General features: G+C 36.2%; 16 protein-coding genes. 11 read left to right on the forward strand and 5 right to left on the reverse strand.

Annotated features, from left to right (window positions below; translation table 11 throughout):
• Nucleotides 1-256: 256 nt before the first annotated feature.
• Both purL and KO493_RS05195 read left to right on the forward strand, forming a co-directional pair.
• Nucleotides 257-3,943 carry a phosphoribosylformylglycinamidine synthase gene (gene purL / locus KO493_RS05190; protein WP_216066887.1) on the forward strand — a complete coding sequence of 1,229 codons (3,687 nt, stop codon included), beginning with the start codon at nucleotides 257-259 and terminating at the stop codon, nucleotides 3,941-3,943.
• A gap of 80 nt (nucleotides 3,944-4,023) precedes the next feature.
• Nucleotides 4,024-5,448, forward strand: a complete 1,425-nt coding sequence (locus tag KO493_RS05195; protein WP_216066888.1) for a T9SS type A sorting domain-containing protein — start codon at nucleotides 4,024-4,026, stop codon at nucleotides 5,446-5,448.
• Nucleotides 5,449-5,513: 65 nt separating this feature from the next.
• On the opposite strand, the gene KO493_RS05200 is transcribed toward KO493_RS05195, so the two are convergent.
• The 3 genes from KO493_RS05200 to pflB form a co-directional block, all read right to left on the reverse strand.
• Nucleotides 5,514-7,016, reverse strand: coding sequence for a DUF3360 family protein (locus KO493_RS05200; protein WP_216066889.1), 1,503 nt, complete (start codon nucleotides 7,014-7,016; stop codon nucleotides 5,514-5,516).
• A 222-nt stretch (nucleotides 7,017-7,238) separates the two neighbouring features.
• Nucleotides 7,239-7,988 carry a pyruvate formate-lyase-activating protein gene (gene pflA / locus KO493_RS05205; protein WP_354667424.1) on the reverse strand — a complete coding sequence of 250 codons (750 nt, stop codon included), beginning with the start codon at nucleotides 7,986-7,988 and terminating at the stop codon, nucleotides 7,239-7,241.
• 91 nt (nucleotides 7,989-8,079) lie between these two features.
• Entirely contained in the window at nucleotides 8,080-10,305 is a 2,226-nt protein-coding gene (gene pflB / locus KO493_RS05210) for a formate C-acetyltransferase (RefSeq protein ID WP_216066890.1), read from the reverse strand.
• Between the two features lie 403 nt (nucleotides 10,306-10,708).
• Between pflB and KO493_RS05215 the strand changes: the two genes are divergently transcribed.
• From KO493_RS05215 to KO493_RS05245, 7 genes are all read left to right on the forward strand, one after another.
• Nucleotides 10,709-12,487 carry an AMP-dependent synthetase/ligase gene (locus tag KO493_RS05215; RefSeq protein WP_216066891.1) on the forward strand — a complete coding sequence of 593 codons (1,779 nt, stop codon included), beginning with the start codon at nucleotides 10,709-10,711 and terminating at the stop codon, nucleotides 12,485-12,487.
• 116 nt (nucleotides 12,488-12,603) lie between these two features.
• Entirely contained in the window at nucleotides 12,604-13,038 is a 435-nt protein-coding gene (locus tag KO493_RS05220; protein ID WP_216066892.1) for a MarR family winged helix-turn-helix transcriptional regulator, read from the forward strand.
• 18 nt (nucleotides 13,039-13,056) lie between these two features.
• The gene (locus tag KO493_RS05225; protein ID WP_216066893.1) at nucleotides 13,057-15,465 is read left to right on the forward strand and encodes a 3-hydroxyacyl-CoA dehydrogenase/enoyl-CoA hydratase family protein; all 2,409 of its coding nucleotides are present in this window, start codon (nucleotides 13,057-13,059) and stop codon (nucleotides 15,463-15,465) included.
• A 138-nt stretch (nucleotides 15,466-15,603) separates the two neighbouring features.
• Entirely contained in the window at nucleotides 15,604-16,794 is a 1,191-nt protein-coding gene (locus KO493_RS05230; protein ID WP_216066894.1) for an acetyl-CoA C-acyltransferase, read from the forward strand.
• Nucleotides 16,795-16,954: 160 nt separating this feature from the next.
• Nucleotides 16,955-18,757, forward strand: a complete 1,803-nt coding sequence (locus KO493_RS05235) for an acyl-CoA dehydrogenase family protein (protein WP_216066895.1) — start codon at nucleotides 16,955-16,957, stop codon at nucleotides 18,755-18,757.
• Between the two features lie 118 nt (nucleotides 18,758-18,875).
• Nucleotides 18,876-20,528 carry a M1 family metallopeptidase gene (locus KO493_RS05240; RefSeq protein ID WP_216066896.1) on the forward strand — a complete coding sequence of 551 codons (1,653 nt, stop codon included), beginning with the start codon at nucleotides 18,876-18,878 and terminating at the stop codon, nucleotides 20,526-20,528.
• 2 nt (nucleotides 20,529-20,530) lie between these two features.
• The gene (locus KO493_RS05245) at nucleotides 20,531-21,100 is read left to right on the forward strand and encodes a YdeI/OmpD-associated family protein (RefSeq protein ID WP_216066897.1); all 570 of its coding nucleotides are present in this window, start codon (nucleotides 20,531-20,533) and stop codon (nucleotides 21,098-21,100) included.
• 125 nt (nucleotides 21,101-21,225) lie between these two features.
• On the opposite strand, the gene KO493_RS05250 is transcribed toward KO493_RS05245, so the two are convergent.
• A complete protein-coding gene (locus tag KO493_RS05250) occupies nucleotides 21,226-21,636 on the reverse strand; it encodes a DUF4293 domain-containing protein (protein WP_216066898.1) in 411 nt (136 codons plus the stop codon).
• A 184-nt stretch (nucleotides 21,637-21,820) separates the two neighbouring features.
• On the opposite strand from KO493_RS05250, the gene rho reads away from it, so the two are divergent.
• Nucleotides 21,821-23,506, forward strand: coding sequence for a transcription termination factor Rho (rho, locus tag KO493_RS05255; protein WP_216066899.1), 1,686 nt, complete (start codon nucleotides 21,821-21,823; stop codon nucleotides 23,504-23,506).
• A gap of 464 nt (nucleotides 23,507-23,970) precedes the next feature.
• On the forward strand, nucleotides 23,971-24,585 hold the full coding sequence (locus KO493_RS05260; RefSeq protein WP_216066900.1) for a prolyl oligopeptidase family serine peptidase: 615 nt from the start codon (nucleotides 23,971-23,973) through the stop codon (nucleotides 24,583-24,585).
• 85 nt (nucleotides 24,586-24,670) lie between these two features.
• Here the strand turns inward: KO493_RS05260 and KO493_RS05265 are convergent, their stop codons facing one another.
• Complete coding sequence (locus tag KO493_RS05265; protein ID WP_216066901.1) at nucleotides 24,671-25,051, reverse strand: hypothetical protein; 381 nt, start codon at nucleotides 25,049-25,051, stop codon at nucleotides 24,671-24,673.
• Nucleotides 25,052-25,227 lie beyond the last annotated feature (176 nt).

A 25,227-nucleotide genomic window follows, 5' to 3' on the forward strand; every position in this document is an offset into this window, starting at 1 on the left:
TTAAACAACGAGGTTTCTGTACGACACCAAGACATTGTAAAGTAGCATTTCACTAAATCTTAGTCTGAATGATTTAAAAAGATATAGCGAAAAGCGCGACCATTGGGTAACGCCCAAAACAGAAAGTTTATTTGATTTTTTCAATGTTCAAAACCCTGTAAATAACTCCCAATTTCCTAGGTTATATTTTTGCTTAAAATTCCATTAAAAAGCAGTAAATTTGTGCTTTCTTTTTAATAACACAAATCAAGATATAATGATTCATTTCTTTGGAGACGTAACCAGCAAAGTATTTGCTGTTCAAACAACAAAAGAATTATCAACTGAAACCATTTCTAAACTGGAATGGTTATTTGGCAACCAGCCAAAAATAGAACAAGTATCATTGGATGCTTTTTTTGTTGGACCACGCGCTGCCATGATTACACCTTGGAGTACCAATGCGGTTGAAATTACGCAAAACATGGGGATTTCAGACATCATTAGAATTGAGGAATTTCAAGCAACTTCTGAAGACTTTACCGATTTTGACCCAATGATTTCTGAAAAATTCAACGGTTTAAATCAAGAATCATTTACTATAGATATTCAGCCAGAACCTATTTTAAACATTGAAGACATTGCAGCTTACAACAACCAAGAAGGGTTGTCATTAAGCGATGAAGAGGTGGCATATTTAGAAGGTGTGGCTAAGAAAATTGGTCGCCCGTTAACCGATTCTGAGGTTTTCGGATTCTCACAGGTGAACTCGGAGCACTGTCGTCACAAGATTTTCAATGGAACTTTTGTGATTGATGGCGAGGAGAAACCAACCTCATTATTCAAATTAATTAAAGAAACATCGAAACAGCATCCTAACGATATTGTTTCAGCATATAAAGATAACGTGGCTTTTATAAAAGGCCCAAAAGTGGAACAATTTGCACCAAAACGTGCGGATATTCCAGATTTTTACGAGGTTAAAGACTTCGATTCTGTGATTTCGCTTAAAGCGGAAACACACAACTTCCCAACAACAGTTGAGCCTTTTAACGGTTCGGCAACTGGTGCTGGTGGAGAGATTAGAGATAGACTGGCTGGTGGAAAAGGATCGCTGCCTTTAGCTGGAACAGCGGTTTATATGACCTCGTATTCCCGTTTAGAAGAAAACAGACCTTGGGAACAAAAATTTGAAGCTAGAGATTGGCTGTACCAAACACCAATGGATATTTTAATAAAAGCTTCTAATGGTGCTTCAGATTTTGGTAACAAATTCGGTCAGCCATTAATTACGGGTTCTGTATTGACTTTTGAGCATAATGAAAATGCTTCAGCCAGTGATGCTGCAGCTAGAAGATTAGGCTTCGATAAAGTGATTATGCAAGCTGGTGGTATTGGTTACGGTAAAGCCGAACAAGCTTTAAAAGACACACCAAAAGCAGGTGATAAAATTGTGATTCTTGGTGGTGAAAATTACCGTATTGGAATGGGTGGTGCTGCGGTATCTTCAGCAGACACTGGAGCTTTCGCTTCTGGAATCGAGCTTAACGCGGTACAACGTTCTAACCCAGAAATGCAAAAACGTGCTGCTAATGCCGTTCGTGGTATGGTGGAAGGCGATGAAAACTTTATCGTTTCTATTCACGATCATGGTGCTGGCGGACACTTAAACTGTCTTTCGGAATTGGTAGAAGATACTGGTGGAAAAATCGACTTAGACGCCCTTCCTGTTGGTGACCCAACCTTATCTGATAAAGAAATTATCGGAAACGAATCACAAGAACGTATGGGCTTAGTGATTGCCGAAAAACATATTGAAACCTTACATAAAATAGCCGATCGTGAGCGTTCGCCTATGTACACCGTTGGTGATGTTACAGGTGATGACCGTTTTACATTTCAGTCGAAAACCAAAGGCAATACGCCAATGGATTTAGCTTTGGAAGATATGTTTGGTAGTTCTCCTAAAACGGTTTTAACCGACAAAACCGTTACTAGAAAATATAAGAATTCAAGATACAAGACCAAAAACCTACAAATTTACTTAAACCAAGTCTTGCAGTTGGAAGCTGTGGCTTGTAAGGATTGGTTAACAAATAAAGTAGACCGTTGTGTTGGTGGTAAAGTAGCGAAACAACAATGTGTTGGTCCGTTACAAATTCCGTTAAACAACGTGGGGGTGATGGCCTTAGATTTTAAAGGCAAAGAAGGTGTGGCTACTACCATTGGACACTCGCCTATTTCTGGATTAATTAATCCGCAAGCAGGTAGTAGAAACTCGATTACCGAGTCGCTTACAAACCTAGTTTGGGCGCCATTAAAAGATGGTTTACAATCGGTTTCGCTTTCAGCTAACTGGATGTGGCCTTGTAAAAACGAAGGTGAAGATGCCCGTTTATATGAAGCGGTTCAAGCGGTTTCAGAATTTGCTATCGATTTAGGTGTGAATGTTCCAACAGGAAAAGATTCGCTTTCTATGAAGCAAAAATATCCTGATGGTGATGTAATCTCCCCTGGTACCGTGATTATTTCTGCTGGTGCCAACTGTAATGATATTACTAAAGTGGTAGAGCCTGTTTTAAAACAAAACGGCGGAAACATCTATTACATCAACATGTCTCAAGATGAATTTAAATTAGGTGGAAGTTCTTTCAACCAAGTTTTAAATACCATTGGTAGCGATGCGCCTGACGTAAAAAATCCTGCGTTCGTCAAAACAGCATTTAATACGATTCAAGATTTAATTAAAGCTGATAAAATTCAAGCGGGACACGATGTGGCTTCTGGTGGTTTAATTACGACTTTATTAGAACTTTGTTTTGCTGATGTGAATTTAGGTGCCGATTTCGATCTTTCTGCTTTAAATGAAGAAGATTCTATTAAAGTATTGTTTTCAGAAAATAGCGGACTCGTTTTCCAAGCGGATGCTTCCGTAGAAGCTGTTTTAGCTGAAAACAACATTGAGTTTTTCAACATTGGTTCTGCTAATGATACCGGAAACCTCAACATTAAAAATAACGACGATAATTTCAGCTTTGATATTGCTGAAACTAGAGATGTTTGGTACAAAACGTCTTTCTTATTAGACCAAAAGCAAACCGCTAATGGTTTAGCGCAAGGCCGTTTTGACAATTATAAAAAACAACCTTTACAATATACTTTCCCAGCACACTTTACAGGAAAATTACCTGTCATTGCGAGTGGAACGAAGCAATCTCGCCCAAAAGCAGCAATTTTACGTGAAAAAGGGTCAAACTCTGAACGTGAGATGGCAAACGCCATGTACTTAGCTGGTTTTGATGTGAAGGACGTTCACATGACCGATTTAATTTCTGGCCGTGAAACCCTTGAAGATATTCAATTTTTAGGAGCCGTTGGTGGTTTCTCTAATTCCGATGTTTTAGGTTCTGCCAAAGGTTGGGCTGGCGCTATTAAATACAACGAAAAAGCGAATAAGGCGATTCAAAACTTCTTCAAAAGAGCAGATACCTTATCTGTTGGTATTTGTAATGGGTGTCAGTTATTCATGGAATTAGAAGAAATTCATCCAGAACATAAAGTTCATGGTAAAATGCACCATAATGATTCTCAAAAACACGAAAGTTCATTTACTTCTGTAAAAATTCAAGAAAATAATTCGGTGATGCTTTCTACTTTAGCAGGAACAGAATTGGGCGTTTGGATTTCACATGGTGAAGGTAAATTTAACTTACCTGAAGCTGAAGATCAATATCATATTGTTGCAAAATACGGTTATGAGGGGTATCCGAATAACCCAAATGGTTCTGATTATAACACGGCGATGTTGTGTGATAAAACAGGGCGTCACTTAGTAACTATGCCACATATTGAGCGTTCAACTTTCCAATGGAACTGGGCAAACTACCCAGAAAACAGAAAAGACGAAGCAACACCTTGGTTAGAAGCCTTTGTGAATGCTAGACTTTGGATTGAGAATAAATAAAATTTCATCAATATTTATAAAAAAAGCTTCTACTTCGTAGAGGCTTTTTTTGTGATAGAAAAAGACGTATTTTTCGCAGTATGAAAAAACTATGCATTGCTTTATTTGTTTTGGTTTCAATGGTAAACATTTCTGCTCAAAACAAGAATAGTTCTGAAAAACACGTAAAACGTTTCTTTTATAAAGATAGCGTCGTTTCTATAGAAAGATTTTACAGGGAAAACAAAAGGATTGACAGCATAAAAACCTACTATAAATCTGGTGAACCCGATGAGTGCTTCTATTTCAAAAACGGGCGTTATCAGGGCACAGCCTATAAATTTAATAAGTTTGGTGAAACCTTAACAACCTGGGTATTCGATGATGGACACTTACTTAAAAGAACAGATCATAAAATAGAGTTAACAACAAAAAATAAGGAAAAGGTACAAAAGTATCATGCCAAATTAATAGACGATAGTAATAAAATAAAGACTAATCCCAACGATTTAAAAACAAGATATAGTCGCGCAAAGATTAGACGCTACTTCGACAATAACACGTTGGCTTTACACGATTTTAATCAAATTAAGCACAATTTAGAAAAAATCTCTAAGATTAAGAATGTTCCTGAAAAGATCATGGGTGGCATGTATGATAATCTGGCTTCAATCTACCAAGATTATGAAATGGAAAATTACACCATTCATTACAGGCTTAAAGCGATTAATGCTTCCCCCAAAGAAAGTAGACTGTATTACAACTTGGGCAATTATTTAGTTCAAATTCAATCTTATCGATTAGGTATCCCGTTCCTTAACAAGGCCGTAAAAATGGTGCCAGGACATTCATTTGCCAATTGGAGTTTATCAGTGGCCTATACCGATTTGGGTGAATATGAAAAAGCCATGGCCTTCGTGAATACCGCTTTTAAAAACGAGGATAACATCCATAGGTTAAGCATGGGTACCTCGTATGAACGCGATTTACATACTACTCGCGGTTATTTATACCATAAACTAGGCGAAACTGATAAAGGCATAACCGATCTGGAAGAAGCCTTGAAAATTAACAAAAACAACGCTTTTGCTTATAGAAATCTTGGTGAGATTTATTACGATTTAGAAAATTATGACTTGGCTTGTGAATACCTACAAAAAGCGGAAACCCTTGGTTATGAAAAAACTCATGACAGACATGATATCGAAGAGCTTCTTGAATATGCTTGCGACCAAGTGCTAATCCAAGAGCAAAAATCGCAGATCCAAGCTGAAAACAAACCGGCTACATTGGCAAAATTTACAGTCAAACCATATGCCTACCCAAACCCTACAAGGGATGTTGTAAATATTAAAAACCTATCATTTAAAAATTATAATTTTTTAGTGTTTGATTATGCTGGAAAAATGGTAAAACAAGGCACAAAAAACACAGGTATTAATCTCTCCAGTTTACCCAATGGGGTTTACATTATAAAACTTATGGATCAAGATAAAATTGAAACTTTCCGGGTTATTAAAGAATAAAAGTAAAAAAGGCTCTACTTAAAATTTTGAGCCCTTGGCAAAAACAATATTATTATAAATTCACTTTATAAGAATGCAGGTATTGCATATTTAGGATAAAGCATTCCAACGGCCAGCATAGCAACTATACATATGATGAGAATAGCTAATGGTATGACTAACCTATCTACCACAGATAAAGTTTTTGGACGCTCTTTATCTCCTATTAATCCATTGTTGTCTAAAAACATGGCTAAAGCCCAGGCCAACACAGGATTTGTAACCATTGCCGTGAAAACACATATACCAGCTGCCTGAGAGGCAGAACTCTTTTTTATCATTTCTATTCCAGCTTCAATCATTGGTAAAAACACGCCAACTAGTAAAGCGATAGAACGTACTGGTGGCCATACTGCAACATCCATAGGAGACCCTAATATAGCTACAGCCATTACCATAATACCTAATAAAATTGCTCCCGCAGGTATAGGTCGTTTCGCTATAGCAGCAGGAATTATATAAGTTCCCCAGGACGAGGTAATGTTTCCTCCCCCAACTGCTGTTCCTACCATTTGTCGGAAAGAACACATTGTCATGGTATCATCTACATCCATTAATACTTTTTCTGTTTTTTTAGGGTAATTCATTTCTTGAAAAATTCGATGCCCTAAAAAATCTGGAGACCACATCGCTACAGCCAATATAGCAAAAGGTAAAGATGCAATAAAGTGCTGCGCGTTAGGCAATCCAAGCATCCACCCTTCATCTGTACTACCCCACCAATACATCGGGTTTAAATTTGGTATGCCCATTTCGGTGGTAAACTGCAAATCGAAACCTGCACCGCCTATTAAAGCAATTAGCAATGCCACAATCGCACAAACTGGAATAGACAACCATCGCTTTCCAATGCGCGCTAAGTAACTATAAACAAGTACTGTTACACCTAGTATTATTAAACCTAAAAAACCCATAGAACCAAGAGCTATTGTATCGGAACTCAAGCTACTACTCCAGGTTTGTATCGTACCTATTTGTCCCATTGCCCCAGTAAAACCGAGAAAAATGAGTAATCCGCCAGCTACCCCCTTACTAGTTAAGTTAACCAGTTTAGACCCTCCTTTAAAGAAACTGAGTAGCAAACCAAAAACTCCTATTAATATAGCTAATGCAAGCGGATGTGCCCCCATTAATGCAATGGTTGCAATTAACGGAATCATTGGACCGTGGTTTCCTGCTAAGTTTGCTCGTGGGTTAAAAAACCCAGAAGCCAAAATCACAAAAAGTAAAGCTGGGATAAGCATTTCTACTCGCGATACTTCAATGGCAAATTCTTTACCCAATGTAACGTGATCCCAGGCTTCGGTTAATCCTTCCGCCCAAGCCATCATAACAGACGAATACATGGCTATTATCCCTAAAGTACCTGCTAATGCTGGAACCAAATCTTCCCATTCAAATCTAAAATCCCGTCCAGGAAGATTTAATTTAAATCGTCTAGGTTTCATGATTTGCAATTCATGATCCAAATATTCGGATCTGCTGGAAAACTCAGTTGCCGGCTTGTGCATTTTTTTGTAGCTACTCATCTATTAATTTTTTAACGAAAGTAAAGGTAGCTTTGGAACATAAAAAATTAGCTGATAATTATCAGCAAACCCAATTACTTTTAGAAAAAAACGCTTTTCTTCACAGATTGTCTTTGTAGTTCAATCTTATAAAATTATTTGTTTTATATGAAAACAAAGAAAGCGATTTGCTTCATTGCAAATCGCTTTTTATTCACTGATACATTTATGTCTATAAATAATCTAGTTCACTTTAACCTCTTTGAAATAATTTTCTAAGATAGACACCGCTTCCCGAATTTCTCCTGGTGTATTTTCACGAGCATCTTTCAATTCGTAATCCCAACCTAGGGCTTCCCACTTGTGGATTCCTAATTTATGGTAAGGCTGAATTTCAATTTTTTCAATCGTCTTAAAATCTTTAAAATGCTCACCAAGTGCATGAAGTAATTCAGGTTGATTTGTCATCCCCGGAATTAAAACATACCTCAACCACATGGCTTTTCCTGAGTCTTCACGATGTTTCGCAAAAGTTAAAGCAGTTTGCATATTACGCTGCCCTGTAATAGCTTCGTACCCTTCTTCAGTCATGCTTTTTATATCCAACATCACCAAATCGGCATAATCATCTAAAAGCGATTTTGAAAAATTATTTAGAATGCGTCCGTTGGTATCAATATTTGTATGAATACCTTCCGCTTTCAGTCTTTTAAAAAAAGGCACTAAGGCTTTAGATTGTAATAGGGGTTCGCCACCAGAAACGGTAACACCACCTTTTTTCCCAAAGTATGGCTTCACTTTTAAAACCATTTCAACTAATTCTTCAACCTCATAAGGTTTACCTCCGGCCGTTTCAATAGTATCTGGATTATGACAATACAAACATTTCAATTTACAACCTTGCAAAAAAACTACGAAACGAATTCCAGGACCATCATGTGTTCCAAAAGATTCTAAAGAATGTACGTATAATATGTCGTCTTGATTTTTAATAGCGTATAAGGTTTAGATTAAAAAATAAACACCTGAAAAATACAGTTTTTATACTTCATTTTCAGGTGTTTTTCAAAATATAAATAAAACTCTACATGGATTCGTGGAACGAACGTGTAATCACTTCTAGTTGTTGTTCTCTTGTTAATCTCACAAAATTTACAGCATAACCAGATACACGAATGGTTAATTGAGGATAGTCTTCTGGGCGCTCCATAGCATCCATTAACATTTCTCTATCCAATACATTTACATTTAAATGTTGTGCATTTCTACTGAAATAACCATCTATTATTGTAGCCAAATTATCAATTCTATCAGCTTCATCTGATCCTAATGATTTAGGAACCATTGAGAAGGTATTTGAAATACCATCTAACGAATCTTTATAATCGATTTTAGACACTGAGTTTAAAGAAGCAATAGCCCCGTTACAATCACGTCCGTGCATTGGGTTTGCACCAGGAGCAAAAGGCACGCCACTTGCTCTACCATCTGGTGTAGCTCCGGTTTTCTTACCGTAAGACACGTTTGATGTTATCGTTAATACAGACATTGTTGGTTCTGCATCTTTATAAACCGGTAATTGTTTAAGCTCATTGTTGAAATCTGCCACCGCATTTGCAGCTAACGTATCAACACGATCATCATCATTACCATATTTAGGAAACTCACCTTCAATTTTGAAATCTACAGTTAAACCTTCTTCATTTCTTATTGGTTTTACTTTAGCATATTTAATTGCTGAAAGTGAATCGGCTACAATAGATAATCCTGCGATACCATAAGCAATATTGATGCCTGGGTTGGTATCGATTAAAGCCATTTGAGCTTTTTCATAATAGTATTTGTCGTGCATGTAGTGAATAATGTTCATCGAATCATTGTAAACTCTTGCCACTTCTTTCATAGCCACTTTAAAGTTAACCATGACTTTATCGAAATCTAAGTATTCACAATCGCAAGCTTCAATACCATCAACCATGATTTTACCAGTATTTTCACAACGACCACCGTTAACCGCTAATAATAATGTTTTAGCTAAGTTGGTACGTGCTCCAAAGAACTGGATAGATTTCCCTAAACTTTGGTAAGATACACAACAAGCAATTCCGTAATCATCAGAACCACGTTGCGCTCTCATTAGGTTATCATTTTCAAACTGAATTGAAGACGTATCGATCGCTACTTTAGCACAGTAATCTTTGAAGTTTTGTGGTAACTCTTGAGACCATAAAATGGTCATATTAGGCTCTGGTGATGGCCCTAGGTTGTACAGTGTGTTTAAGAAACGGAAAGACGTTTTTGTTACTTTCGTTCTTCCATCTTCAAACATACCACCAATAGCTTCTGTTACCCAAGTTGGATCTCCAGCGAAAATTTCATCGTAAGCAGACATTCTCAAGTGACGTACCATACGTAATTTCATTACGAATTGATCGATAAACTCTTGAGCTTCTTCCTCAGTAATTAACCCTGCTTTTAAGTCATTTTCAATATAAACATCTAAGAATGTAGACGTGTTACCTAAAGACATCGCTGCACCATCTTGTTCTTTTACAGCTGCTAAATAAGCCATATAAGTCCACTGTACTGCTTCTTTCGCGGTTTCAGCTGGACGACCCAATTCTAAATCATATTTAGCTCCTAATTCAAGAATTTCGTTTAAAGCTTTAATTTGAGAAGACACCTCTTCACGTAAACGAATAACAGATTCTGTCATTGGTCCAGTGATGTGCTCTAAATCTACTTTCTTAGCTTCAATTAACGCGTTAATTCCGTATAAAGCCACACGACGGTAATCACCAATAATTCTACCTCTAGCATAGTTATCTGGTAATCCAGTTAAAAATCCTAAAGAACGGAATTTTCTAATTTCAGCATTATAAGCATCAAAAACACCATCATTATGGGTTTTCACATATTTAGAAAATAACTCGGTTAAATTATCATTAGGTTTAACACCTTGTTCTTGTAAAGCTTTTTGAACCACTTTAAAACCTCCAAAAGGTTTCATAGCTCTTTTTAATAACTCATCGGTTTGTAAACCAACAATTACTTCATTTTCTTTATCTATATATCCCGCTTCAAAAGCGCTAACTGTTGAAATGGTTTCAGTATCTACAGCACGAACCCCGTTTCTTTGACGTTCCTCTTGAGTGGCAACTTTACAAACTTCCCATAAATTCTTAGTCTTTTCACTAGGTCCAACTAAAAATTCGTAAGTACCATGGTAAGGTGTAATGTTTTGAAATACAAAATCCCTAACATTTATTTCCTTAGTCCAAATTCCGTTTTTAAATTGTTTTACTTCCATGTTGTTTATATTAATTTTTGAATATAATTCCTTTACTGTAATATGCTTACAAAGATAAACTCACATGAAAAGATATAAGATGACATTTGTCAGTTTACGTCTAAACCTTCTTTTTTAAAAGCACGAAAACGTTTGAAGTCGCAATAAACCATCTCACTTTCTTTATGCTTCTGTAAGTTTTACCTACAAAACTGAAGGCTTTAATTCCGTTTTGAAACAAATTGTCATGTTTTTGAGTGAATTGTTGATGTATTGATAAAAATAAAGTCAAATCGCCTTTTGTAACAAGTTTTCGGTTTTTTAAATACTTAACAATTGTTTATCTAAACTTTTTAACTCTTATTTGAAAATCTTATTTAATTTCATACTTTGCAAGACACCACACTATTCTAGAACTATTAATATGACTGAAATCACAAGATTATTTGATTTTCCTTATTACCAACTTGAAAACAAACCAACAGATTCTGCCTTGGTCACCAAATACAATGGCGAATGGATAAAAACATCTACTCAAGAATACGTTGATAAATCTAATGCCATAAGTCGGGCGTTATTAAAGTTAGGCATAAATAAGGATGATAAAATTGCAGTCATTTCATCTTCAAACAGAACAGAATGGAATATTTTAGACATTGGGGTTTTACAAATCGGTGCGCAAAACGTCCCTATTTACCCAACTATTTCAGCTGAAGACTATGCTTACATTCTTAACCATAGTGAATCGGTGTACTGCTTTGTTTCAGATGAAGAAGTTTTAGAAAAAGTTAAGAAAGTTTTAGACCAAACACAATTAAAGGAAGTATACTCTTTTGATCATATAAAAGGTTGCAAACATTACTCCGAACTTTTAGAACTCGGTAAAGACAACTCGAATCAAAACGAAGTTAAAATCAGGAAAGATGCGGTTAAACCTAACGATTTAGCGACCATAATTTATACTTCTGGAACTACAGGAAAGCCTAAAGGTGTGATGCTTTCACACTGGAATATCACTAGTAATGTATTAGACAGCATACCAAGAGTTCCTTTAAAAGAAGGGGAAACTAGAATTTTGAGCTTTTTGCCTATTTGTCATATTTTCGAGCGATTACTAATTTATGTCTATCAGCACACAGGAACCTCTATTTATTACGCCGAAAGCCTTGATAAAATAGCCGATAATGCCAAAGAAATAAAACCTAACCTAATGAGTGTTGTGCCGCGACTATTAGAAAAGGTATACGACAAAATCATTGCAAAAGGCACAGAACTTACAGGCGTTAAAAAAGCTCTGTTCTTTTGGGCTGTGAGTTTAGGTGAAATCTGGGAGCCTTATAAACAAAACGGGGCATGGTATGAATTCAAGCTAAGCATTGCTAATAAATTGATTTTTAGCAAATGGCGAGAAGCTTTAGGTGCTGAGTTATCTACCATGGTTTCTGGCAGCGCCGCTTTACAACCGCGATTAGCCAGAATATTTTGTGCTGCTGGTATGCAAATCATGGAAGGTTACGGACTCACAGAAACATCACCCGTAATATCTGTTGGAAAATATGCCGATAAAATGTTTAAAATAGGTACCGTTGGAAAACCTATTAAAAATGTTGAAGTTAAAATTGCTGAAGATGGCGAAATTTTAATAAAAGGCCCTAACGTCATGCTGGGTTACTATAAGGACCCTGAAAAAACTAAAAGCGTAATGACCGGCGATTTTTTTCATACTGGTGATAAGGGGGAGATAGACAGCGAAGGATTTTTAAAAATTACTGGCCGTAAAAAAGAAATGTTTAAAACCTCTGGAGGAAAATATGTAATTCCAACATTACTAGAGAACGATTTAAAGCAATCCCGTTTTATAGAACAAATTATGGTCATTGGCGAAGGTGAAAAAATGCCTGCCGCCTTGATACAGCCTAACTTTGAATTTATTTATGAATGGATTGACAGGAAAAACATTAATCTTGAAAAGACTAATGCTTCCATAGCTAGTTCTGAAATTATACAAGAACGAATTCAAATTGAAATAGCCCAATGCAATGAAAAATTTGGTAAATGGGAACAAATAAAAGCCTTTAAATTAACCCCTGATGTTTGGTCTATAAAATCACAGCACCTTACGCCAACCATGAAAATGCGTAGATCGGTTATTAAGGAAATGTACCATGATCTTATAGAACAAATTTATAGACCCAACAAATAACTTAAGGCAATAAGAAGTTATAAATCAACCCATTACCAAGACGGCTTATTTTTATGTTTTTTATTATGCGTGCATAATAAATTTTCCTATATTTGAGAAAATTACATTCATAAAACATGAAAGATAAGACCATTGATTATATATTAAGAACGACCTGGTTAACGGTTCAAAAGATGTATAATGAAGAAGCTGCTAAGATTGAAAGCACTATGGCAACTGGGTTTACTTTACTCAGTATAGATCCCGATAAAGGTACGCCGTCCACCTCTTTAGGCCCAAAAATGGGTATGGAAGCAACAAGTTTATCCCGTATTTTAAAATCTATGGAAACGAAAGGACTCATAGCCAGAAAACCTAATCCAGACGATGGTCGTGGCGTAATTATAACCCTCACCGATTTCGGATTAGAAAAAAGAGACTTCTCCAGAGAAAAAGTTTTAACTTTTAATGAAGCCATAAGAAAAGAGGTTACAGAAGAACAACTAAACCATTTCTACGAAGTTGCAGAGATTATTAACAATATGGTTTGCAATAAAAAAATCTACAAATAACCCAATAGCTAAACTAAAATGAGCAAACGAAGAATAAAAAAGATAGCCATAATTGGCTCTGGTATCATGGGTAGCGGCATTGCATGTCATTTCGCTAATATTGGCGTTGAAGTGCTATTATTAGATATTATCCCAAGGGACCTTAATGAAAAAGAAAAAGCACAAGGCTTAACTTTAGAAGATAAAGTTGTTAGAAACAGGTTGGTAAACGAGGCACTAGCCGCTTCAATAAAATCGAAACCGGCTCCGCTTTATCATAAGAGTTTTGCTAATAGAATCACCACAGGAAATATAGAAGACGACATGGCCAAAGTTGCCAAGGTCGATTGGATTATGGAAGTGGTTATTGAAAGGCTAGATATCAAAAAACAAGTTTTTGAAAAACTTGAAAAACATAGAACTCCCGGAACACTTATTACCAGTAATACCTCTGGAATCCCTATAAAATTTATGAGTGAGGGTCGAAGTGAAGACTTTCAAAAGCATTTCTGCGGAACACACTTTTTTAACCCAGCACGGTACTTAAAATTATTTGAAATCATTCCAGGGCCTAAAACCGATGCTTCGGTAATCGAGTTCTTAAATAGTTATGGAGAGCAATTCCTTGGAAAAACTTCAGTAATAGCAAAGGATACGCCAGCCTTTATTGGAAACCGCATTGGTATTTTCAGCATTATGAGTTTATTCCATACTGTAAAAGACATGAATTTAACCATTGAAGAAGTTGATAAATTAACAGGACCTGTGATTGGCCGACCGAAATCGGCAACCTTTAGAACGGTTGATGTTGTAGGTTTGGACACTTTAGTTCATGTAGCAAATGGTATTGCTGAAAATTGTAAAAACGACGAACAATTAGCGTTATTTAAACTGCCAGATTTCATCAACACCATGATGGAAAAAAAATGGTTAGGAAGCAAAACTGGACAAGGTTTTTACAAAAAACAAGTTTCAGGTGACGGCAAAAAAGAAATTCTATCTTTAGACTTAAATACACTTGAGTTTCGCTCAAAAAAACGAGCCAATTTTGGAACCTTAGAACTTACAAAACCTATCGATAAAGTTATTGATCGCTTTAAAGTTTTAGTGTCGGGCAAAGATAAAGCTGGTGAATTTTACCGAAAAACATTTGCGGCGCTATTTGCTTATGTATCGCAAAGAATTCCTGAAATTTCAGATGATTTATATAAAATAGATGATGCTATGAAAGCAGGATTTGGTTGGGAACATGGTCCTTTCCAAATATGGGATGCTATAGGATTTGAAAAAGGCTTAGAGCTTATAAAAGCTGAAGGTTTAGCCCCTGCCGAATGGATAAACGACATGGTCGTTTCAGGAAATACTTCTTTTTACTCTGTGAAAGAAGGTGCTTCATATTTTTATAACATACCTTCTAAATCTCAGCAAAAAGTACCAGGTCAAGATGCCTTCATTATTTTAGATAATATTAGAAAATCTCATGAAGTCTTTAAAAATTCAGGCGTTGTTATTGAAGATTTAGGTGACGGCATTCTTAACTGTGAATTCCAATCTAAAATGAACACTATTGGTGGCGATGTTCTTGCGGGACTTAATAAAGCGGTAGATCTTGCTGAAAAAGATTTTGACGGACTCGTTATAGGAAACCAAGGTGCTAATTTCTCTGTTGGCGCTAACATTGGCATGATTTTCATGATGGCCGTGGAACAGGAATACGACGAATTAAATGGTGCGATAAAATATTTCCAAGACACCATGATGCGCATGCGTTATTCGTCTATCCCTACAGTTTCAGCCCCACACGGCATGTCCTTAGGTGGTGCTTGTGAGTTATCCATGCATGCCGATAAAGTCGTTGCCGCAGCCGAAACTTATATCGGATTAGTAGAATTTGGTGTTGGTGTGATTCCTGGCGGTGCTGGCTCAAAAGAAATGGCCTTACGCGCATCAGATACCTTTAGAAAAGGTGATGTACAATTGAATATTTTACAAGAATACTTTCTAACTATTGGTATGGCAAAGGTCGCTACGTCGGCTTATGAAGCTTTCGATCTAGGCATTCTTCAAAAAGGAAAAGATATTGTTGTTCCAAATAGAGACAGGCAAATTGCAACCGCAAAGGCACATGCTAGAATTTTGGCAGATGCCGGTTACACTATGCCCGTAAAACGTAACGATGTGAAAGTGCTTGGCAAACAAGCTTTAGGTATGTTTTTAGTTGGCACAGACTCTATGGAAGCGGCTAATTTTATAAGCGAACACGATCAGAAAATTGCAAACAAATTAGCCTACGTTATGGCTGGAGGCGATTTATCGGAGCCTACTCTGGTTTCAGAACAATATTTATTGGATTTAGAACGTGAAGCCTTTTTGAGTTTATGTACCGAACGTAAAACCTTAGAACGCATTCAGCACATGCTAAAAACAGGGAAACCACTTAGAAACTAAGCCCCCCCTATCCCCCACATAGGGAACGGGGTACCGGAAAAACTAGGTACATAAACATGGTTAGAAAACAAAAAAATAACAAATAAAATCCTATTGACCCCTAATAGGTATTCCCCCTTCGGGGGCTAGGGGGCTAATATGAAACAAGCATATATAGTAAAAGCATACAGAACTGCAGTTGGTAAAGCGCCTAAAGGTGTTTTCCGATTTAAACGTACCGATGAATTAGCTGCTGAAACGATTCAGCATATGATGAAAGAACTTCCGCAACTAGACAAAGATCGTATAGACGATGTTATTGTTGGTAATGCGATGCCAGAAGGTTCTCAAGGTCTCAATATGGCACGTTTAATTTCATTAATGGGGTTAAATTCTGTCGAGGTGCCTGGAGTTACCGTAAATCGTTTTTGTTCTTCTGGAATAGAAACTATAGGTATTGCTACGGCTAAAATTCAATCGGGTATGGCCGATTGCATAATTGCTGGTGGTGCCGAAAGCATGAGCGCTGTTCCAATGACAGGTTATAAACCTGAGCTTAATTATGATATTGTAAAAGCAGGCCACGAAGACTATTATTGGGGCATGGGAAACACCGCTGAAGCAGTAGCAAATCAGTTTAAAGTTTCTCGTGAAGACCAAGATGATTTTGCCTATAATTCCCATATGAAAGCCTTAAAGGCTCAAGCCGAAAATCGTTTTCAAGATCAAATTGTACCCATTGATGTTAATGAAACATATATTGATTCAAACGGAAAAAAAGCCACAAAGTCATATACTGTGACTAAAGATGAAGGTCCGCGTGCAGGAACTAGCAAAGAAGCCTTAGCTAAATTACGTGCTGTTTTCGCTCAAGGCGGAAGTGTAACGGCTGGAAACTCATCACAAATGAGTGATGGTGCAGCTTTTGTTATGGTTATGAGCGAAGATCTGGTTAAAGAACTTAATCTAGAACCTATTGCACGCTTAGTAAACTATGCTGCTGCTGGAGTTGAACCACGCATTATGGGTATTGGTCCCGTAAAAGCGATTCCTAAAGCGTTAAAACAAGCAGGCTTACAACAATCAGATTTAGAACTTATCGAACTAAACGAAGCCTTTGCTTCACAAGCACTTGCCGTAATACGAGAGTTAAAACTCAACCCAGATATAGTTAATGTGAATGGTGGTGCTATTGCCTTAGGCCATCCGCTAGGCTGCACTGGAGCTAAACTTTCTGTGCAATTATTTGATGAAATGCGAAAACGTAACATGAGCGGTAAGTACGGAGCCGTAACCATGTGCGTAGGAACAGGCCAAGGTGCTTGCGGGATTTTTGAGTTTTTGAAATAGACGTCCCTCCTTACCTACCCGAAGGGGAGGAACAAAAAACGCAAACACCAATTAAATAACTCGACTTAACAGAGCTTTAAAAAACTAAATAAATATTGTATAACTAAAAATCACCCCGTAACAATGCTCCCCTTTTGGGGGAGTTAGAGGGGGCTATATTATGGAAAAAGACATTTTACGTGGCGGCCAATTCTTAGTAAAAGAAATTGATTGCGAAGATATTTTCACTCCTGAAGACTTTAATGAAGATCAGCTCATGATGAAAGAAGCTGTGACCGAATTTATAGATCGTGAGGTTTGGCCTAAAAAACCACAATTTGAACAAAAAGACTATGCCTTAACCGAATCCTGTATGCGTAAAGCAGCCGAACTTGGTTTTTTAAGTATTTCTGTTCCTGAAGAATATGGAGGTATGGGGCTTGGCTTTGTAGACACCATGTTGGTTTGCGACTATATTTCTGGAGCAACAGGTTCATTCAGTACCGCTTTTGGTGCACACACAGGTATTGGAACCTTACCAATTACCTTATATGGAACTGAAGAACAAAAACAAAAGTATGTGCCAAAATTAGCTTCAGGGGAATGGTTTGGCGCTTATTGTTTAACCGAACCTAGTGCGGGTAGTGATGCTAATTCTGGAAAAACCAAAGCAGTACTTTCCGAAGATGGTAAATCATATAAAATTACAGGTCAGAAAATGTGGATTTCAAATGCTGGTTTCTGTAGTTTAATGATCGTTTTTGCACGTATTGAAGACGATAAAAACATCACTGGATTTATTGTCGAGTACGACCCCGAAAATCCTAACGGCATCACTCTTGGCGAAGAAGAACATAAGCTAGGAATTCGCGCCTCTTCAACACGTCAAGTATTTTACAACGATACTGTAGTGCCTGTTGAAAACATGCTATCTACTAGAGGCAACGGTTTTAAAATAGCTATGAATGCTTTAAATGTGGGTCGTATAAAATTAGCAGCTGCTTGTTTAGATGCCCAACGCCGTGTGATTACAGAATCTGTAAAATATGCCAACGACCGTGTTCAATTTAATGTACCAATTTCTAGCTTTGGAGCTATGCGTCAAAAATTTGCCGAAATGGCCACCAACTGTTGGGTGGGCGAATCTGCAAGTTATCGCGCTGCAAAAAATATTGAAGACCGTATTGAAATGAGAAAAAATAACGGTAAAGACACGCACCAAGAGGCTGAACTTAAAGGCGTTGAAGAATATGCTATAGAATGCTCTATTCTTAAGGTAGCGGTTTCAGAGTTTACACAGAAATGTACAGACGAAGGCATTCAAATTTTTGGAGGCATGGGCTTTTCTGAGGACACCCCAATTGAATCCGCTTGGCGAGATGCAAGAATTTCAAGAATTTACGAGGGTACCAATGAAATAAACCGCATGCTCTCTATAGGTATGCTGATTAAAAAAGCAATGAAAGGCCACGTTGACCTCTTAACCCCAGCCACAGCGGTACAAGAAGAATTGATGGGTATACCTTCATTTGAAACTCCTGATTTTTCTGAATTGTTTTCTGAAGAAAAAAACATCATTAAAAATTTGAAAAAATTATTCATGATGGTGGCAGGTGCTGCGCTTCAAAAATATGGTGAAAAAATTGAGCAACAGCAGCAACTCATGCTAGCCGCTTCAGATATTTTAATTCAAGTTTACTTAGCTGAATCTGCAATTTTACGTGCAGAAAAAATGGCCAATAAAAATGGCAAAGACGCCGTTAAAGAACAAATAGCTATGGCACAACTTAATTTATTTCACGCTATTGATATCATTGAAACAGCTGGAAAACATTCCATTATTTCATTTTCTAGCGGTGATGAACAACGTATGATGCTTATGGGATTAAAACGCTATATTAAATACGTAAACATGCCCAATATTGTAGAATTAAGAAACATTATTGCAGGAAAAGTAATTAAAGAAAATAAATATTGCTTTTAAAAAAATTATAAGTATTTTAAATTAGTGACTAACTCCATTTACAAAAATGCTTCGGAAATAAATTTCGAGGCGTTTTTATTTTCGTTATTTTTAACAACTCATATTCCATATATTCTTCATGATGAATCGCTACTCGTTATTCCTAATTTTTATATTTTCGATTGTTGCTTTTTCTTCCGCGGAAGCGCAAAGTTTATTTTCAGAAAATCATAGTTTTTCAAGGCAAGATACCTTAAGAGGTAGTATAACACCCGAACGTTCATGGTGGGATTTAACTTATTATCATTTAGATATCAAAGTAGAACCTGAGACTCAGTTTATTTCAGGTAAAAACACTATTCAATACAAAGTTTTAAAGAACGATCAAGTCTTACAAATCGATTTACAACCCCCATTAAAAATCACCCAAGTAACACAAAACGGGAAGCTATTAAACCTTAAAAATGAAGGAAATGCCCATTTTATCACTTTAAAAGACGAGCAAAAAGTTGGAAGTGTACAAAGCCTAGATGTTTTTTATGAAGGCCATCCAAAAAAAGCTGTACGTGCGCCTTGGGATGGTGGTTTTACATGGAAGAAGGACAAAAACCGTAATGATTTTGTGGCTACATCTTGCCAAGGCTTAGGCGCTAGCGTTTGGTGGCCTTGCAAAGATCATATGTACGACGAAGTGGATAGCATGCTTATTAGTGTTAATGTCCCTAAAAAACTGATGGATGTTTCAAATGGAAGACTTAGAAATATAGAAGAACATGGCGATTCTAAAACTTATTCTTGGTTTGTTGAAAACCCAATTAACAATTACGGAGTAAATGTAAACATTGCAGATTATGTTCACTTCTCTGAAGTATATGATGGTTTGAACGGCAAGCTAGATATGGATTACTACGTGCTTAGGGACCATTTAGAAAAAGCTAAAATTCATTTTAAAGATGCTCCAAAAATGATGAAAGCTTTCGAACATTGGTTTGGTCCCTACCCTTTTTATGAAGATGGTTATAAGTTGGTTGAAGCTCCATATTTAGGTATGGAACATCAAAGTTCGGTAACCTACGGTAACAATTACCAACAGGGCTATTTAGGAAGTGATTTATCTGGTACGGGCTGGGGATTAAAGTTTGATTTTATAATCATACATGAGTCAGGTCACGAATGGTTTGCGAACAACATTACGAATAAGGATATTGCAGATATGTGGATTCACGAGAGCTTCACAGCCTACTCTGAAAGTTTGTTTTTAGATTATTACTACGGAAAAAAGGCAGCTTCAGAATACGTTATAGGCACCAGAAGGAACATTTTAAATGATAAGCCTATTATTGGACATTATAACGTAAACAATGAAGGTTCGGGTGATATGTATTATAAAGGAGCTAATATGCTTCACACATTAAGGCAGCTAATTGAAGATGATGAAAAGTGGCGCAAAATACTAGTTGGAATGAACAAAACATTCTATCACCAAACGGTCACTACAGAACAAATAGAAAATTATATAAGTACAAATTCAGGCATAGATTTAACCGCTTTTTTTAATCAGTATTTAAGAACCATAAAAATTCCTAGTTTAGAATATGCAATTTCAAATGACACTCTAAAATACCGTTGGAACAATGTTGTCGCTGATTTTGACATGCCACTACAGGTGAAAATTAATAATGCCAAACAATGGATTTATCCCAATACGGAATGGAAAACTTTAAAAAGTGACCATAACATTTCAACTTTTGGATTAGACCAAGATTTTTATGTGAATTCAAAAAAGATCTAACTATGGTAGATCCTATCGAACTGCATTTTGAACGAGACACCGATTGGTACAACTGGCTTCTTAAAAACCATAATAAAGAAGCAAGTGTTTACTTAATCTTTTATAAACTTGAAACTAATATACCAACAATGCGGTGGGAAGAAGCTGTGAAAGTCGCTTTATGCTTTGGTTGGATAGACTCTAAAGTACAAAGTTTGGGAAATGGAAAACGCAGGCAATATTTCTCCCTTCGAAAAGCGAATAGTAATTGGAGTGCAGTTAACAAAAAGTATGTAGAAGATTTAATCGCTAAAAATTTAATGCAAGAAGCGGGGTACAAAACTATTGAAATAGCTAAGAAAACAGGAACTTGGACCGCTATGGATGCTGTTGAAAATGGCATTATTCCTGAAGCCTTGCAAAAGGCATTTGATAAAACCCCAATCGCTTTCGAAAATTTCAATAATTTCTCTAAAAGCTATAGAAAATCATACCTCAGCTATTTGGATAGTGCCAAACGCGAAGCCACAAAACAAAAAAGAATTGAAGAAATTATTGCGCTTTGTGAAGCCAATAAAAAAATGAGGTCCTAAAAAAGCATAGCACTCTATTCTGGAATCTAAGTTATAACTCAAATTCTAACACCTAAAATCAAGGCATAAAAAAACCCAAGATCTTCACCTTGGGTTTACGCACTAATACTACTAAGATGTTAGGTTTAACGTAATCGATCTACAGATTTTACGAGATCTTCATCCTTCTTGATGGCCTTATTGGCTAAAGCCAAAAACACGATAGAAACAACAGGGAGAAGCATCCCAATACCTTTCTCAGAAACCGCCGTTTCTCCAGATAGATTTAGAGATAAATACACAAAAAATCCTAATAAAAAAAAGTTTAATATGATGTTAAGTCGTCCCAACATAAATTGTGACTTCCTATTTTTGTAACGCAAAATAGATACAATAGAAAACAAAGCAGAAGTTAAAAAGGCAATATACTCGTAAGTGGTATTGTTAGCATAAACTTTTACACCTTCTGGAGTTGTCCATAATTCAAACGCAAAAATTAAGCCACCTGAAACGATTGCTGCTAAAATGAGGTAAATGGTTTGGATGCGTTGTATCATTTGATTTTATAAAACTAGATCGCAAAAATAACAGAATTAATGCAAAAAAATAAAATAAAGTCGTATAATTGCAGTAATAATTCTCAACAGTCGCAAATACAAGCGATTAAATCTTCAGAATAAACTCATATTTTTCAGAATTACTCAAGTTAGTGTTCAAATCAACATATTCAATTAAACATCAATGTTTGAAATTTCACAATTAAAAGAAAAAAAACTCGCTGATTTACAGGAGATTGCAAAAAAACTGAACGTTCCAAAGTTTCGTTCTTTAAAAAAATTAGATTTAGTATACCAAATACTAGATCAGCAAGCTGCAGATCCTAAAGCAGTTAAAGCTGCAGTGGCTCCTTCAGAATCAATTGAACCAGCTAAGGCAACAGAAGAAAAAGAAACTAAAGTAGCAGCTAAACCTGCTCCAAGAAAACCTAGACAGCGTGTTCAAAAACCTGCTAGAAATACAGCTCCAAAAACAGAAGATCAAACTGTTAATGCACCGGCTAAAGTTGAAGCTCCTAAACCAGAAACTTCACAAGTAGAGGCGCCCAAAAAAGCACAACCACAAAAGGAAGCTCCTAAAAAGGACAACGCTCCTAAAACAAAAACTCAAAACGAGGGTCCGAAAAAACCAAACCCAAGACCACAAAACAATCAGAATAATCAAAATAAAAATCAGCAACGCAACCAAAAAAATGGTAACGTTGATAAAGGCAATAAAGATAACAGAAACCGTTACCGTGAGCCTGATTTCGAATTTGATGCTATTATTGAAAGTGAAGGTGTTTTAGACATCATGCAAGATGGTTATGGTTTTTTACGTTCTTCTGATTACAACTATTTATCATCCCCTGATGATATTTATGTGTCTCAATCTCAAATAAGATTATTTGGTTTAAAAACTGGAGATACAGTTTTAGGACATGTGCGTCCGCCAAAAGAAGGTGAAAAATATTTCCCACTAATTAAAGTGAGTCAAATTAATGGACAAAGCCCAAATGTTGTAAGAGACCGTGTATCTTTTGAACACTTAACCCCTTTATTTCCTCAAGAAAAATTTAATCTTGCTGAAAAACAAAGTACGATTTCAACGCGAATCATGGATTTGTTTGCACCAATAGGTAAAGGACAACGTGGTATGATAGTTTCGCAACCTAAAACTGGTAAAACCATGTTACTAAAGGATGTTGCCAATGCAATTGCAGCAAATCACCCTGAGGTTTACCAAATGATTTTACTTATTGATGAACGTCCTGAGGAGGTAACAGACATGCAACGTAACGTACGCGGTGAGGTTATTGCTTCTACGTTCGACAAGGAAGCGCATGAACACGTTAAAATTGCGAACATCGTACTTGAAAAAGCAAAACGTTTGGTGGAATGTGGCCATGATGTAGTTATTTTATTAGATTCTATCACACGTTTAGCACGTGCATACAATACGGTACAACCCGCTTCTGGAAAAATATTAAGTGGTGGTGTAGATGCCAACGCCTTACATAAACCAAAACGTTTCTTTGGTGCGGCTCGTAATATTGAAAATGGTGGTTCATTAACCATTATTGCAACAGCCCTGACAGAAACAGGTTCTAAAATGGACGAGGTGATTTTTGAAGAGTTTAAAGGAACAGGTAACATGGAACTTCAGTTAGATAGAAAAATTTCTAACCGTAGAATTTTCCCTGCTATCGATTTAACTTCTTCAAGTACTCGTCGTGATGATATTTTATTAGATGATACTACGGTACAACGCATGTGGGTAATGCGCAAATACCTTGCGGATATGAACCCTGTTGAAGCCATGGAGTTTATTAACGAACGCTTTAAACAAACAAAAAACAATGAAGAGTTTTTAATTTCTATGAACGGATAAAAAGACTTGAGTATAATATCTTAAAGCCTTAACAAATTTTGTTGAGGCTTTTTTTTATGCATTAAAAGGTTGTCAAAATACACTAGGAAACCATTTTTATTTCAGACACAAATTACACTGATTTCCACAGATTGAATGCACATTTACTAATTAACTTTAAGTAAAAATTGTAGTTTCTCGTTCACCTTTTAAAATCCTTTGACGTAGGTTAAATACGAAATAACTTTAGTACAACATTCTTCGCGCTAGTTCGCGTTTTTAACTCTGACTTCAATAAAAATAATCAACAGAACAATTATTCTTACCATAAGAATCTGCCTAAAAAGCATACAATTCAAGTTAAAATTAGTAATTTAATCGGTCGTAATACAGAAGCTCTACAATTCATGAAATATAAATCGCTATTCTTAATATTAACTCTATTTTCTATTGGAAAAAGCTTTGCGCAACTTCAGACATATACAATGGAAGCTAACACTCAAGAAAGCTACCAATACCTCTTATACACACCAACTGAAAAAAAAGAACAGTATCCATTAGTTGTTTCATTACACGGTGGTGCTAACAGTGATAGCGATCTAAACATCGTAAAAAAACATGGGATTCCGAAACGTCTAAATGAAGGCAAGGATTTTCCTTTTTATGTTTTTGCGCCTTTAAATCCAAATAAAAAGGGCCTATGGAATGATCGTCAAATTCATCAAATGGTCATGAAATTAGCGGACTCTTTACCTATAGATAAAAAACGCATTTATTTAACGGGGCTTAGTCGTGGTGGTGATGGCATTTGGCGTATGGCTGTAAACCATCCTAATACTTATGCTGCGATGCTTTCGGTTTGTGCAGCAGACATTCCTATGATTTACATTAAATGGGCTAAAAACCTACCCGTATGGTTTTTTCATGGCGAAGAAGACGCTGTGGTTCCCGTTGAACAAACCAAAGAAGCTTATAAGACTCTAAAAAAGCTAAACTCTAAAACAAAACTCACCATCTACCCCGATGCTAAACATGACAGTTGGACGGAAACTTATAATAATGAAGCGGTTTACTCTTGGTTATTGGAACAACATTTATAACAAGTAACATTCGTTTATAGACGGCAAAAAGCCCCAACATCATATGTTAGAGCTTTTAACATTTTATATAACCTTCAGGCTTGAATTAGTAAGCTAATAAAAGTTCTTTATATGCTTTTAAATCAGCAATATTTGTTTTGTTCTTAAGATTTCTAGTTAAAGAAATAACATACTTAAGACTTTCAATAGGATCTACCTCTGCAGCTTCCTCTGCTTCTACAACTTCTTCTCCTTCTTCTGTAAACAACTCATCATCATCTTCAGGCATTGGGATTAAGAAAGTCTCATTTTCTTCAATGTGTTCGTAAGTATATCTAAGAACCTTTACAACTAATGGGGCCTGCTCTTCTATCGCATATGCTCTTAATTCTTTAATATCGCTTATTAACGCATCGGTATTGATTCCTGTATTATCAAGATCTTCAAGAATCTTATCAATTAATTTGATTGCTTTTGTATTTTCCAAAGAGGTAATATTATGTGAGTTATTAACTTTTACAGTTGCAAATTTATAGTATTAAAACAAAACATGCTTACTTTTATATGCTTTTTTTACAACGACATTGCTGTGAAATTATCCTAAATTATAAGGCATAAAAAAAGCTTCTCATTTCTGAGAAGCTTTTAAATATTTTAAAATCT

The sequence above is a fragment of the Pseudotamlana agarivorans genome (assembly GCF_018860245.1).
GTDB classification, from domain to species: domain Bacteria; phylum Bacteroidota; class Bacteroidia; order Flavobacteriales; family Flavobacteriaceae; genus Pseudotamlana; species Pseudotamlana agarivorans_A.

Bases quoted from the DNA above. Each gene is read 5' to 3' on its own strand.
- KO493_RS05225 (WP_216066893.1), top strand. From the start codon at position 13,057: ATGAGCAAACGAAGAATAAAAAAGATAGCCATAATTGGCTCTGGTATC.
- KO493_RS05245 (WP_216066897.1), top strand. From the start codon at position 20,531: ATGGTAGATCCTATCGAACTGCATTTTGAACGAGACACCGATTGGTAC.
- KO493_RS05220 (WP_216066892.1), top strand. From the start codon at position 12,604: ATGAAAGATAAGACCATTGATTATATATTAAGAACGACCTGGTTAACG.
- KO493_RS05215 (WP_216066891.1), top strand. From the start codon at position 10,709: ATGACTGAAATCACAAGATTATTTGATTTTCCTTATTACCAACTTGAA.
- KO493_RS05240 (WP_216066896.1), top strand. From the start codon at position 18,876: ATGATGAATCGCTACTCGTTATTCCTAATTTTTATATTTTCGATTGTT.
- KO493_RS05195 (WP_216066888.1), top strand. From the start codon at position 4,024: ATGAAAAAACTATGCATTGCTTTATTTGTTTTGGTTTCAATGGTAAAC.
- KO493_RS05235 (WP_216066895.1), top strand. From the start codon at position 16,955: ATGGAAAAAGACATTTTACGTGGCGGCCAATTCTTAGTAAAAGAAATT.
- pflB (WP_216066890.1), bottom strand. From the start codon at position 10,305: ATGGAAGTAAAACAATTTAAAAACGGAATTTGGACTAAGGAAATAAAT.
- KO493_RS05200 (WP_216066889.1), bottom strand. From the start codon at position 7,016: ATGAGTAGCTACAAAAAAATGCACAAGCCGGCAACTGAGTTTTCCAGC.
- purL (WP_216066887.1), top strand. From the start codon at position 257: ATGATTCATTTCTTTGGAGACGTAACCAGCAAAGTATTTGCTGTTCAA.
- KO493_RS05230 (WP_216066894.1), top strand. From the start codon at position 15,604: ATGAAACAAGCATATATAGTAAAAGCATACAGAACTGCAGTTGGTAAA.
- KO493_RS05260 (WP_216066900.1), top strand. From the start codon at position 23,971: ATGGAAGCTAACACTCAAGAAAGCTACCAATACCTCTTATACACACCA.
- KO493_RS05250 (WP_216066898.1), bottom strand. From the start codon at position 21,636: ATGATACAACGCATCCAAACCATTTACCTCATTTTAGCAGCAATCGTT.
- rho (WP_216066899.1), top strand. From the start codon at position 21,821: ATGTTTGAAATTTCACAATTAAAAGAAAAAAAACTCGCTGATTTACAG.